Consider the following 12,009-nt stretch of genomic DNA (forward strand, 5'->3'; position numbering starts at 1 on the left):
TATTACCAACCGCAATTAATTGGCCAGCACCACATTATGGGAAAACTCTTTTTCGCAGTATTTGCATTTGAGTGCGATGTCATTGGCGCGTTTTTTCACTGCAAAGCTGGAGGAAACCGGTTCGGCATGACTAATACAGTTGCTGTTCGGGCAGACCAGCACATTATCAATGCGCTCCGGCAAGCAGGGGCGTGATTTGCCGACCACTTCATAGTTGTCGATACGGTTTACCGTGGCTTGCGGCGCATACAGCGCGAGTTGGTTCACCTGATCCTCATTCAAAAAGGTATTTTCGATTTTGATCAGATCTTTGCGGCCCATCTCGCCAGAAGGCAGGTTCAGACCAATGGTGATGCGCTGATCCGTTTCGGTCAGCTTGAACAGACTCAACAGTTTAAAACCGATCTGGGCGGGGATATGGTCAATTACCGTGCCGCGTTTAATAGCTTCAACCTGCAATTTATTATCGTGTGTCATCTCTATTTCCCCTTACAGTACCAGATCGCGATTCAGAACCAGTGCCAGTAACGCCTGGCGAGCGAAAATTCCGTTGCCTGCTTGCTGGAAGTACCAGGCGTGCGGTGTTTTATCCACATCAGTGGCAATCTCATCAATGCGCGGCAGTGGATGCAGCACTTTCATATTTGGTTTGGCGTTGTGGAGATCGCTGGCGCGCAGAACAAACTGCGCTTTCACGTTGGCGTACTCGGACGGGTCCAGACGCTCCTTTTGCACGCGGGTCATATACAGAATATCGACTTCTGCCGTCACTTCTTCAATGGCGCTGTGCAGACTCCAGGCGATCCCTTTTTCATCGAGCATATCCAGAATGTATTGCGGCATTGCCAGCGCATCTGGGGCGATGAAGTAAAAACGGTTGCCGTCGAACTTCGCTAACGCCTGGGTCAGGGAGTGAACGGTGCGGCCATATTTCAGGTCACCGACCATTGCAATGTGGAGATTGTCCAGACGCCCCTGTGTTTCCTGAATGGTGAACAGATCCAGCAAGGTTTGCGTCGGATGTTGGTTGGAGCCATCACCGGCATTCAGCACCGGTACATTGCCGGAAAACTCGGTAGCCAGGCGCGCCGCACCTTCCTGCGGATGACGCATCACTATCGCGTCAACGTAGGTGCTGATAACCGAAATGGTATCGGCCAGCGTTTCGCCCTTTTTACCCAGTGATGTATTGGCGCTGTCGGAGAAGCCCACCACGCTGGCCCCCAGACGGTGCATGGACGTTTCGAAAGAGAGGCGGGTACGGGTAGAGGCTTCAAAGAAACAGCTGGCAATGACTTTATGCTTCAACAGCTCTGGTTGCGGGTTTGCTTTCAGTTTCGCCGCTGTCGCCAGCACCAGATTAAGGTCATCGCGACTAAGGTCGTTTATGGAAATGATATGTTTCTGATATAGCGGATTAGCCATCTTTTATCTCCTGACGCCTGGGCAAAAAAAAGCCCCTCGATTGAGGGGCTGGGAATAGGTGATCAACGGGAAGAAAAACGGCAGGCCAGCGTCTTTTTTCAGACGCGGTAAGACAAAATGTCGAACACACTGAACCATACATCCTCCCGGCAAATTGTTCGGCATTATACTCAGCCTCTGTTTTGGATCAAGCGGTTTATGCTCATTTTATTCATCGCAAACGGTTTGCATGAATATTAATTCATTTTTAGCAAGTAATTTATCTGCTTATGAACCAGCCCCGTCCGTTTAACCACGCGAGGAGCAACCCAGACAATACTGCTACCGGCAACCACCCCAAGAATCTCTGGCAAAGCGTGATAGTCAAGAATTCTGGCGACCGCGCGGCCATATCCGGCGACAGTGTGGATAAGGATAAATTCACTATTGTGCTCCACGCTGACCACCATTTCCGCAATCGAACGGGCGGCATCTGGCGCGGGGCGCAACTGTGGACTCACGGAATAAATTTTTTGTCCTTTCGTATTTCTTATTTTTATGACACCGAGCAATTTCAGCAGGCGTGAAACCGTCGACTGACTGATGCTCTCGAAACCCAGGCTTTGCAGGTCGCGACGTATCTCTTCCTGAGAAAGATAACTTTTTTCGCTAATCAGGCGCTGACAGACCGCCAGTTGCTGCTGCTCTTTGGCGGAGTAATCACCGTATTCCTTCATAAATGCACCTTATCTTTATCATTGATATCAATGGACTGGCGAAATGATTCACGTTTGTCGCATTGAGGACGGATCAATCGGGCGGTTTTGCAGGAAAGTAAGAGGTCGATCAAAAAAGGCCGCCCGGTCAGGCGGCCATTGACGCTACAGCATGGCGCCAACGCTCAGAACAATCATGTTCAGCAACGTCAGCAACAGCAGCAGCGGTGCGACCCATTTCAGATAACGCACGTAAGGAACGCGGGCGATAGCCAGACCGCCCATCACGACCGCAGATGTGGGGGTTATCAAATTCACAACCCCGGAAGCTGACTGATACGCCGTTACCACCAAATCCCTTTGCACATGGGCGAAATCTGCCAGTGGTGCCATGATCGGCATCGTCAATACCGCAAGCCCGGATGAAGAGGGCACCAGGAAGGAGAGCAGAACTTCCAGCCAGTATGTAACGTTGATGAAAATGCTGGTTGAGAGACCGGAAACCAGATTCTCAGCACTATGCAAAATAGTATGGGTAATCATGCCGTTATCCATGACGACCACAATGCCGCGAGCGATGCCGATAATCAACGCTACCCCTAGCAGATCCCGCGCGCCGTCAATAAACGTGCTGGTAAATGTTTCTTCCCCCATCCTGGCAATGATGCCAACTACGATTGCTGCCGCCAGAAAGACACCGGAGATCTCTGCCATCCACCAGCCCAGCACCGCTACGCCATAAATCATAATGGCGAACGAGATAGCGAAAAGTCCGAGGATCCATTTGCGGGTGGCGGTGAACTCAAGCATGGTGGTGGAACGGTTGCCAAGAAAATGGGCGCGATTCTCCTCCATTTTGTCTGCCACAATCGACAATTCCGGGTTACTGCGTACTTTGCGCGCATAGCGCATCACCCACACCACGCAGATAACATAACCGACGACCAGTAAAATCACGCGCAACAGCATGCCATGGGTGAAGGGTATCCCGGCGGCGTTAGCGGCAATAACCGTTGCAAATGGGTTGATGGTAGAGCCGAGCGTACCAATGCCTGCGCCGAGCAGAATGGTAGCGGCAGCAACCAGTGGATCGAAACGTGCCGCCATCATCACCGGAACGAGCAACGTATAAAAGGGGAGCGACTCCTCTGCCATCCCGTAAATCGTCCCACCAGCGGCAAAGAGGCCCATCAGGATCGGGATCATCCACTCTTCTTTGCCGTTGAGCCTGACCGTCACGCGTTCAATGCCTGCGTCAATCGCGCCGGTTTTATTCATCACGCCCAGAAAGCCACCGATGATCAACACAAACAGCGCAACGTCAATCGCACCTGCGGTATAGGTTTCGTGATTATACAGTCCGTCAATCGGTGCCAGCAGGACGGCGGTAATCCCTTGTGGATGCGCTTCTGTCGGGGCGTAGGTGCCCGCTACCGGAACTTCTTTACCCAGCGTGGTGTTCATCGCCATCTGGTATTTTCCTGCCGGGACAATCCAGGTCATCACAGCAATCAACGCGATGAGAATAAACAGGATGGTATACGCGGTGGGAAATTTGAATTTGCCCATAGTGTTCTCTCCAGATATCAAGGGCATACGCCGCCAGGCGACGCATGCCCGGCAGGGTTAGTCTCCGAGCGTCGCCACCATGACCGCTTTAATGGTGTGCATGCGGTTTTCCGCTTCGTCGAACACGATGGAATGAGTGGACTCGAAAACGTCTTCAGTCACTTCCAGTCCTCTTAGTCCGTAAGCCGCCTCGATTTCACGGCCCACTTTGGTGTGCTCGTTGTGGAAGGCGGGCAGGCAGTGCATAAATTTCACGTCAGGGTTGCCGGTGGCGTTGAGAACTTTCTGGTTGATTTGATAAGGGGTCATCAGACTGACGCGCTCTGACCATGCTTCCTTCGGTTCCCCCATCGAGACCCAGACATCGGTGTAGAGGAAATCCACGTCATACACGCCTTCTTCAACATCCTCCGTCAGCGTGATGCGCGCCCCGGTGATGCTGGCGATATTGCGGCATTCGGCAACCAGCGCGTCATCCGGCCAGAAGGATTTCGGTGCCACCAGGCGGATATCCATCCCCATCTTCGCTGCGCCAACCATCAGCGAGTTACCCATGTTGTTACGGGCGTCGCCCAGGTAGGCGAAGCTCAACTCCGGCAACGTCTTACCTGGAGAGTGTTCCAGCATAGTCATCAGATCCGCGAGGATTTGCGTGGGGTGGAATTCGTCGGTCAGGCCGTTCCAGACCGGCACGCCAGCGTACTGCCCCAGTTCTTCGACAATCTGCTGACTAAAGCCGCGGTATTCGATACCGTCATACATCCGTCCCAGCACACGGGCGGTATCTTTCATCGACTCTTTGTGGCCAATTTGCGAGCCGCTCGGCCCAAGGTAAGTGACCTGTGCGCCCTGATCGAATGCGCCTACTTCAAAAGCGCAGCGGGTGCGGGTAGAGGTTTTTTCGAAGATCAACGCAATGTTTTTACCCACCAGCGTTTGCTTCTCGCGTCCGGCTTTTTTCGCGGCTTTCAGTTCGATTGCCAGATCGATCAGGTACTGGATTTCTGCCGGGGTGTAGTCAAGTAGTTTCAGAAAGTTACGATTTTTCAGTAAAATAGCCATTAGAGTATCCTTGTTAAAATGAATTGCCTGATGGTGCTGCACTTATCAGGCCTACGGTTATGCGCCTGCGGTAGGCCGGATAAGGCGAAGCCGCCGTCTGGCAAAAAAGTCCTAAACGTTAGCGTTGGCGGTTTCGAGTCGAATCAACGTGCCTTTGTCACCGGCGAGAATGTCTGGCCCGTCGGTCAGCGAACCAATACCGGCAATTCCCCGGCAGCGGCTGACAAAGTCGGCGCAGGCGGTGACCTTCGGTCCCATCGAACCGGCATCGAATTGCATTTCGCTCAGCAGTTCCGGCGTCACTTGCGCCAGCGGACGCTGTGTGGGTTTACCCCAGTCGAGATACACCGCGTCGGCATCAGTGAGGATCAGCAGAGCATCGGCGTGGAGCTGGCTGGCGAGCAGCGCAGCAGAGAGGTCTTTATCGATCACCGCCTCGATGCCGTGATAACCGTCCACTTTCTCCACCACTGGAACACCGCCGCCGCCGTTGCAGATAACCAGGTGATCGCGGGCAATCAGCGCCTGGATCGCATCGCGCTCGACAATCCGTTTTGGTTGCGGCGAAGGAACCACGCGGCGAAAAGCTTTACCGTCCGCTTTGAAAATCCACCCTTTTTCTGCTTCTAACGTGCGGGACTGGGCTTCGTCATAAATCGGTCCGATATATTTGGTGGGGTTGCGAAATGCCGGATCGTTGGCATCGACCTCCACCTGAGTGAGCAGGACGCTGATTTCCCGCTGCGGTAGCTGATTTTTCAGCGCCTGTTGCAGCATGTAGCCGATCATTCCCTGGCTTTCCGCGCCGAGAATATCGAGCGGATAAGGCGTGACACGGTCATAAGCGCTGTTCTGTAATGCCAGCAGGCCAACCTGCGGACCGTTACCGTGTACCAGCACAACCCGCCACTGCTGGGTAAGCTGTGCGATGGTTTTTGCGGCTAACTCAATGTTTTTACGTTGAATATCAGCTTCTAACGGTTCACCGCGTTTGAGCAGCGCATTGCCACCCAGTGCGACAACCAGAGTCGGTTTGTTTTCCATGTCAGTTCCTTAAATTCCGTCGCGTTCCAGTGGGCAACTCATGCAGCGTGCGCCGCCGCGCCCGCGTCCCAGTTCGTCACCGGGAATGGGCAGTACGGTGATACCGGCTTTGTCATATTTTTCGTTGGTCCAGATGTTGCGCTCGTAACCGACCACAACGCCGGGGCGCAGCGTGAGGACGTTGTTGGCGTCGTTCCACTGTTCGCGTTCCGCTTCAAAGGCGTCGCCGCCAGTGGTGATTAAGCGGACTTGATCGAGGCCGAGCGCTTTCTCGATGGCGTGAACCAGCGTGCTCTCTTGGGCGCGCTTCAGGCCGCCGCGTCCGTCCGGGGTGATGGTCCAGCACTGCACATCCTGATGAACCACTTCCGGATAGACGGAGAAGGTGTCGATATCGATGTGGGTCATCACGGTATCGAGGTGCATACAGGAACGGTGTTTGGGGAGTTCAACGGCAATAACCCGCTCGGCCTGGCGATTTTTAAACAGCGACTGAGCGAGGAACTCGATTCCCTGCGGCGTGGTGCGCTCGGACATGCCAATCAGCACCGCACCGCGCCCAATCACCAGGACGTCGCCGCCTTCTAAAGTGGCGTGGTCATAATTAATATTTTCATCGCCGAAATATTTAATGAATTCGCCATCGGCAAATTGTGGATGCCAGCGATAAATAGCGCGCAGGTTATTAGTTTCACGCTGGCGGGCAGGTTTTGCCATTGGGTTAATGGAGACGCCGTTATATATCCAACAGGAAGTATCACGGGTAAATAAATGGTTGGGTAATGGCTTCATAATAAAGTCATTAATATCGTGAGTATCAACCACCATATTTTTAATCGAGGCGGGAATTTCACCGTAGGTCAGGCCGCCGCTTAAATGGCGCGCCAGTTCCCGGTGCGGCATATCCGCAAGCCAGGCGCGGACATCGGTAGCAAAGATGGGACCCAATCGGTAATCGGAGATTTGCGTTTCCAGCAGCCAGTTTTTCGCTTCAGAGATATCGAGAGTTTGCGCCAATAAATCAGTGAGTAACAAGACTTCCACACCCTGCTGGCGAAGCGTGTTGGCAAAAATGTCATGTTCTTCCCCCGCGCGCTCAACCGACAAAACATCATCAAACAGCAACTCCTGACAGTTTGATGGCGTGAGGCGTTTTAGGCTGAGATTAGGGCGATGCAGCATCACACTGCGCAATTGACCAATTTCAGAACCAACATAATGTTTTTCCATTACGATACCTTTCACTCTATTTTTTCAGAAATAAAAAGGAGGTGGCTGCAAATAATTAATACATTTGCAGTCATTACTGTTCAGTTAATTTTCGAGGAGAATCATGAAATTTAATTTACTGCGATAATGTGACGTGTTTCACATCAAACGGAATATTTGATTTTTCTTATTTAATATATGACGGATGTCTGAGAAATTAAAAAAACAATATATTGAAAAATGAATCACTACGCATTTATGCGCTGGGTTATTCTTTTGTGTTAATTGATTGTTTATTTTTACATATAACAACAAAAATATAACGCATTGATTATAATGATATTTTTTATTTTCTGGAATAATTATGCGGATTGTGGACCATATTATTTTTCCTGCAAACCTAATTCCCGAATAACTATAGTATTGAACATCGATTATGCAAAGGAAGTGAATTGTGATCGGACAACTATTTTTCTTATAATATCAGTTATAACAACAGGTTGGTAAGGTGAAAGTAAAACGCACTTCAGGAATTATGCAGAAAAAATGCATAATTCATTGTCAGGTATTAACAGACATTCAACAATTCCAGCAATAAACATGCGCTGACGCAAAATATGAACAGATAGCAGTAGTATGGCGGTGGATTTTTTCGTATAACAAGAAAATTGAAACGCTGTTTTATTGATGGGGTTTACGATGATCGCTGGCAATATTCACAATCTGCAATCCTGGCTACCTCAAGAGCTGCGCCAGGCTATAGAACATATCAAAGAGCATGTCACGGATGAAACCGCCAAAGGTAAACATGATATTGACGGTGACCGCTTGTTTTATCTGATCTCAGAAGATATGACTGAACCTTTTGAACAGCGCCGTGCGGAGTATCACGCTCGCTACCTCGACATTCAGATTGTCTTAAAGGGCCAGGAGGGGATGACCTTCAGTACTCAGGCTGCGGACGCAGTGGAAACCGACTGGCTGGCAGACAAAGACATCGCGTTTTTGCCTGAAGGAAGAGAAGAAAAAACGGTGATTCTGAATGAGGGTGACTTTGTGGTCTTTTATCCCGGTGAAGTGCATAAGCCGCTGTGCGCGGTTGGCGCGCCAGCGCAGGTGCGTAAAGCGGTGGTGAAACTGCTGGTGGCCTAAACAAGAAAAGGCCGGGTTCGGCCTGAGAATGATGACAAACGCAAAATTGCCTGATGCGCTGCGCTTATCAGGCCTACATCATCTCTGCAATCTATTGAAATTGCATGTTTTGTAGGCCGGATAAGGCGTTCACGCCGCATCCGGCATGAACAAAGCGCACGTTGTCAGCAGCCTGAGGCCGGGTTCGGCCTTATCTTTATCCGGAGAAATTATTGCGCGAGCGTCGCGACCATCACCGCTTTAATGGTGTGCATCCGGTTTTCTGCCTGATCGAAGACGATGCTGGCCGATGATTCAAAAACTTCATCGGTGACTTCCATCCCGCCGTGTAAGCCGAATTCCACTGCCATTTTTTTGCCAAGCGTAGTCTGATCGTCGTGGAACGCTGGCAGACAGTGCAAAAATTTCACCTGCGGATTGTCAGTAAGTTGCAGCATTTGGCTATTCACCTGGTAGTCTCGCAGCAGAGCAATCCGCTCGACCCATTTCTCTTTTGGCTCACCCATCGATACCCAGACATCGGTATAGATAAAGTCTGCGCCTTTAACCCCAGAGGCTATATCTTCCGTCAAGGTGATTTTACCCCCGTGTTTTTGTGCCAGAGCACTGCATTCGGCGACCAGAGATGCTTCCGGCCAGCAGGTTTTTGGCGCGACTAAACGAAGATCCAGCCCGGTCAACGCTGCTGCTTCGAGCATTGAGTTCCCCATGTTATTACGTGCATCTCCAGCGTATACCAGCGTCATTTCATTGAACGCTTTACCTGGCAGATGCTCCTGCATGGTGAGGAGATCCGCCAACAGCTGCGTGGGGTGAAACTCATTGGTCAGACCGTTCCATACCGGCACGCCAGCGTATGCTGCCAGCGTTTCGACAATCTCCTGACCATAGCCGCGATACTGAATACCGTCATACATGCGACCCAGCACGCGGGCAGTATCTTTAATCGACTCTTTATGTCCAATCTGGCTGCCGCTTGGGCCAAGATAAGTAACGCGAGCACCCTGGTCATATGCGGCAACTTCGAAAGAGCATCGGGTACGGGTCGAGTCTTTTTCGAAGATGAGCGCGATGTTTTTACCAGTGAGTTTGGCTTCTTCTTTACCGCTTTTCTTATCGGCTTTCAGCTTCGCGGCTAACTGCAGCAGGCTGTTGAGTTCAGCTGGCGTGAAATCGAGTAATTTCAGGAAATGTTTATGATAAAACCCGGACATAGATCCCTCCTGTGGCTAACGCCTTAATGAATTAAAATTCAATTTATATGGATGAATATTCATTTGCAAGCCTAAAGCATAAATCTTTATCACAAAGGTGGAGGCAATGTCAGTGGTGTGTGACAATAAGAGTATCGGCAGGACATTAAGAGGAATGAGCCATGGCAAACCCGGAACAACTGGAAGAACAGCGTGAAGAAACACGTTTGATTATTGAAGAATTACTGGAAGATGGCAGCGATCCGGACGCGCTGTACACCATTGAACATCACCTTTCCGCAGACGATCTGGAAACCCTGGAAAAAGCAGCGGTTGAAGCGTTTAAACTCGGTTACGAAGTGACCGATCCAGAAGCGCTGGAAGTGGAAGATGGTGATGTCGTGATTTGCTGCGATATCCTCAGCGAGTGCGCGTTGAATGCCGATCTGATCGATGCCCAGGTTGAACAACTGATGACGCTGGCAGAAAAATTTGACGTTGAGTACGACGGTTGGGGTACTTACTTTGAAGATCCTAACGGCGAAGACGGCGACGATGAAGATTTTGTCGATGAAGACGACGACGGTGTTCGCCACTAATTAAGCGTTAACGACAAAGGCTAAATGGCCTGATGCGCTACGCTTATCATTCCTGCAATCTATTGAATTTGTAGACCGGATAAGGCGTTAACGCCACATCCGGCATAAACAAAAAGTACATTGTTAGTGTGAGAATGCCCGCGAGTGTGAACTCGCTGGCATTTTTTCAGAGTTCGCGTAGCATCCGCACTTCACAATCGACATGGCCCGTGCAGCCAAGCGCATAGTCGATATGCTCAAAGCCCAAATGCTCATAAAGCGCAATGGCCTCCTTTAAAAAAGCGGTTGTTTCCAGATAGCAGCGTTTGAAACCCATCTCTCGCGCCTGCTCCATCGCCATTAAGGCCAGTTTCTTTGCCAGCCCTTTGCCGCGAATTACCGGAAGAAAATACATCTTTTGCAATTCGCAAATGTCCGGCTCACTCCCGGTTAATGGCGCAATCCCGCCGCCGCCGACCACGTCACCATCGTACTCAACCACCCAATATGCATGACTGGGCTGACTATACACTTGATACAACTCGTCTAGATTCGGATCGGCGACGGTGTAGCCTTTATCAGCGGTAAGACCGTATTCTGCGGATACCTGACGAATGACGCGGGCGATGGCGGGATTATCGGCGGCGGTAAGTCTGCGCAAACGGAGCGCGGGGGAAACAACAACATTCATAGCATAGCTCAATTTCAAATGTATGATTTATAGTTCACTTTAATACCACCCTCGCTTATGTGGTGCAAGAAGAAGATAAATCAGAAAATATTAAGCATATATCTCTGAGATAAAGCGTATTCTAGGCAAGCCAGTATCAATTTACTGGGATTATTATTTATATGAATGGAATTATTTTAGGGATATGATTCATGAATGGTGTAAACATCGGGAAAGATAATCCTCGTCACGCATTTGTTTTCACAGGCAAAGGGGGTGAGTACTTTCTTATTTGTCTTGTGAATTTATTGCTGACAATTATTACCATGGGAATATATGGACCGTGGGCATTGGTGAAGTGTCGTCGTTATATTTATCAACATGTGACACTCAAGGGGCAACCATTTCGTTATGAGGGAACAGGTGGTGCTATTTTTGTTAGTTTTTCAATTATTATGGTGGTTTATTTTTTTAGCATTTTTTGTTTTTCGGGCCAACACTTTGCGCTTGGTTTCCTCCTGCTCGTTCTCCTGCTCGGCTGTATTCCGTGTATGGCAGTGAAGAGCTTACAGTATCAGGCGAATATGACCTCACTGAATGGTATTCGCTTTGGTTTTAACTGCTCTATGCTTCGTGCATGGTGGGTTATGTTAGGTCTGCCTGTTCTATTGGCGTTAGCTTTTTGGTTCGTGCTGTATCTTATTTCGCAAGTGACGACATCGATAGGAGGGGTATTCTTTAACTTAGTCGCGTTAAGTTTGCTTTCTGTCGTCGGACTAGGTGTTGTCCACGGTATTACCTACAGCAAGTGGATGCCTTTACTGGGTAATAACGCGACTTTTGGTATCCATCAGTTTTCCATTAAAGTAAGTGTAAAAGAATGCATTAAAGGATGCATGCTCGCAATATTAACCATGGTTCCTTTCATCATTGTAATTGGTATTATGATTGTGCCAGTATTCCAGCAGTTAATGATGATGGCTATGTTGGGGCAGGCTGATGCAGGTGGTGAGCTTGTATTGCAATATTTCCCGCAGATTATGGCTTCCTACTTCCTGTACTTTGTCGCGATTCTTGTGCTTGCCAGTTATCTCTATGTCACGTTACGCAATCTGTTTTTGAATAATCTGACACTGGCAAATGGTACTGTTAGTTTCCATTCATCCATCACCGCAATTGGTATGCTTTTGCGCATATTTGCGGTATTAGTGGGTACTTCAATCACCTGTGGCCTGGCTTATCCGTGGCTAAAAATGTGGATGGTAAGCTGGATTGCCAACAATACCCATGTCCAGGGTGACCTTGATTCGCTGGAGTTAACCAATGATGACAAGCCGCAGGATAGCGGTCTGTTGATGTGGATATCTCGCGGTATTATGCCGTATGTGCCGTTTATCTAACTAAAAAGGCCG

13 protein-coding genes are annotated in these 12,009 nt (G+C 49.7%); 3 read left to right on the forward strand and 10 right to left on the reverse strand.

All coding sequences use genetic code 11. From position 1 onward, the window contains the following. Positions 1 to 15 precede the first annotated feature (15 nt). From pyrI to arcA, 8 genes are all read right to left on the reverse strand, one after another. Positions 16 to 477 (reverse strand): aspartate carbamoyltransferase regulatory subunit, encoded by a 462-nt coding sequence (gene pyrI / locus A7090_RS20925; RefSeq protein WP_105275388.1) that lies wholly within the window; start codon positions 475 to 477, stop codon positions 16 to 18. Positions 478 to 489: 12 nt separating this feature from the next. Next, positions 490 to 1,425, reverse strand: coding sequence for an aspartate carbamoyltransferase (pyrB, locus tag A7090_RS20930; protein ID WP_105275389.1), 936 nt, complete (start codon positions 1,423 to 1,425; stop codon positions 490 to 492). 3 nt (positions 1,426 to 1,428) lie between these two features. Continuing rightward, the gene (gene pyrL, locus A7090_RS20935) at positions 1,429 to 1,563 is read right to left on the reverse strand and encodes a pyr operon leader peptide (protein ID WP_032141493.1); all 135 of its coding nucleotides are present in this window, start codon (positions 1,561 to 1,563) and stop codon (positions 1,429 to 1,431) included. Positions 1,564 to 1,661: 98 nt separating this feature from the next. Further along, entirely contained in the window at positions 1,662 to 2,141 is a 480-nt protein-coding gene (locus tag A7090_RS20940; RefSeq protein WP_105275390.1) for an arginine repressor, read from the reverse strand. Between the two features lie 144 nt (positions 2,142 to 2,285). Then, positions 2,286 to 3,689 carry a YfcC family protein gene (locus A7090_RS20945; protein ID WP_105275391.1) on the reverse strand — a complete coding sequence of 468 codons (1,404 nt, stop codon included), beginning with the start codon at positions 3,687 to 3,689 and terminating at the stop codon, positions 2,286 to 2,288. Positions 3,690 to 3,746: 57 nt separating this feature from the next. Next, positions 3,747 to 4,751, reverse strand: a complete 1,005-nt coding sequence (argF, locus tag A7090_RS20950) for an ornithine carbamoyltransferase (RefSeq protein ID WP_105275392.1) — start codon at positions 4,749 to 4,751, stop codon at positions 3,747 to 3,749. Positions 4,752 to 4,862: 111 nt separating this feature from the next. Then, positions 4,863 to 5,795: a carbamate kinase gene (gene arcC / locus A7090_RS20955; RefSeq protein ID WP_105275393.1), complete on the reverse strand. Its 933-nt coding sequence runs from the start codon at positions 5,793 to 5,795 to the stop codon at positions 4,863 to 4,865. Positions 5,796 to 5,804: 9 nt separating this feature from the next. Beyond that, positions 5,805 to 7,025: an arginine deiminase gene (gene arcA, locus A7090_RS20960; protein ID WP_105275394.1), complete on the reverse strand. Its 1,221-nt coding sequence runs from the start codon at positions 7,023 to 7,025 to the stop codon at positions 5,805 to 5,807. Positions 7,026 to 7,703: 678 nt separating this feature from the next. Between arcA and A7090_RS20970 the strand changes: the two genes are divergently transcribed. Next, positions 7,704 to 8,156, forward strand: a complete 453-nt coding sequence (locus A7090_RS20970) for a YhcH/YjgK/YiaL family protein (protein WP_105275395.1) — start codon at positions 7,704 to 7,706, stop codon at positions 8,154 to 8,156. A gap of 209 nt (positions 8,157 to 8,365) precedes the next feature. On the opposite strand, the gene argF (A7090_RS20975) is transcribed toward A7090_RS20970, so the two are convergent. Continuing rightward, a complete protein-coding gene (gene argF / locus A7090_RS20975; RefSeq protein ID WP_105275396.1) occupies positions 8,366 to 9,370 on the reverse strand; it encodes an ornithine carbamoyltransferase in 1,005 nt (334 codons plus the stop codon). Positions 9,371 to 9,531: 161 nt separating this feature from the next. Here argF (A7090_RS20975) and rraB point away from each other — a divergent pair, with 161 nt between their 5' ends. Continuing rightward, a complete protein-coding gene (gene rraB, locus A7090_RS20980; protein ID WP_105275397.1) occupies positions 9,532 to 9,948 on the forward strand; it encodes a ribonuclease E inhibitor RraB in 417 nt (138 codons plus the stop codon). 166 nt (positions 9,949 to 10,114) lie between these two features. Here rraB and A7090_RS20985 read toward each other — a convergent pair whose 3' ends face one another. Next, positions 10,115 to 10,618, reverse strand: a complete 504-nt coding sequence (locus tag A7090_RS20985; protein ID WP_105275398.1) for a GNAT family N-acetyltransferase — start codon at positions 10,616 to 10,618, stop codon at positions 10,115 to 10,117. Between the two features lie 191 nt (positions 10,619 to 10,809). Between A7090_RS20985 and A7090_RS20990 the strand changes: the two genes are divergently transcribed. Continuing rightward, complete coding sequence (locus tag A7090_RS20990; RefSeq protein ID WP_105275399.1) at positions 10,810 to 11,997, forward strand: YjgN family protein; 1,188 nt, start codon at positions 10,810 to 10,812, stop codon at positions 11,995 to 11,997. Positions 11,998 to 12,009 lie beyond the last annotated feature (12 nt).

The organism is Escherichia sp. MOD1-EC7003 (genome assembly GCF_002965065.1).
In the GTDB taxonomy this organism is placed as follows: Bacteria; Pseudomonadota; Gammaproteobacteria; order Enterobacterales; family Enterobacteriaceae; genus Escherichia.

What these genes read in the sequence shown, in the direction of transcription:
- pyrI (WP_105275388.1), bottom strand. Translation starts at nt 477, where the DNA reads ATGACACACGATAATAAATTGCAGGTTGAAGCTATTAAACGCGGCACG.
- pyrB (WP_105275389.1), bottom strand. Translation starts at nt 1,425, where the DNA reads ATGGCTAATCCGCTATATCAGAAACATATCATTTCCATAAACGACCTT.
- pyrL (WP_032141493.1), bottom strand. Translation starts at nt 1,563, where the DNA reads ATGGTTCAGTGTGTTCGACATTTTGTCTTACCGCGTCTGAAAAAAGAC.
- A7090_RS20940 (WP_105275390.1), bottom strand. Translation starts at nt 2,141, where the DNA reads ATGAAGGAATACGGTGATTACTCCGCCAAAGAGCAGCAGCAACTGGCG.
- A7090_RS20945 (WP_105275391.1), bottom strand. Translation starts at nt 3,689, where the DNA reads ATGGGCAAATTCAAATTTCCCACCGCGTATACCATCCTGTTTATTCTC.
- argF (WP_105275392.1), bottom strand. Translation starts at nt 4,751, where the DNA reads ATGGCTATTTTACTGAAAAATCGTAACTTTCTGAAACTACTTGACTAC.
- arcC (WP_105275393.1), bottom strand. Translation starts at nt 5,795, where the DNA reads ATGGAAAACAAACCGACTCTGGTTGTCGCACTGGGTGGCAATGCGCTG.
- arcA (WP_105275394.1), bottom strand. Translation starts at nt 7,025, where the DNA reads ATGGAAAAACATTATGTTGGTTCTGAAATTGGTCAATTGCGCAGTGTG.
- A7090_RS20970 (WP_105275395.1), top strand. Translation starts at nt 7,704, where the DNA reads ATGATCGCTGGCAATATTCACAATCTGCAATCCTGGCTACCTCAAGAG.
- argF (WP_105275396.1), bottom strand. Translation starts at nt 9,370, where the DNA reads ATGTCCGGGTTTTATCATAAACATTTCCTGAAATTACTCGATTTCACG.
- rraB (WP_105275397.1), top strand. Translation starts at nt 9,532, where the DNA reads ATGGCAAACCCGGAACAACTGGAAGAACAGCGTGAAGAAACACGTTTG.
- A7090_RS20985 (WP_105275398.1), bottom strand. Translation starts at nt 10,618, where the DNA reads ATGAATGTTGTTGTTTCCCCCGCGCTCCGTTTGCGCAGACTTACCGCC.
- A7090_RS20990 (WP_105275399.1), top strand. Translation starts at nt 10,810, where the DNA reads ATGAATGGTGTAAACATCGGGAAAGATAATCCTCGTCACGCATTTGTT.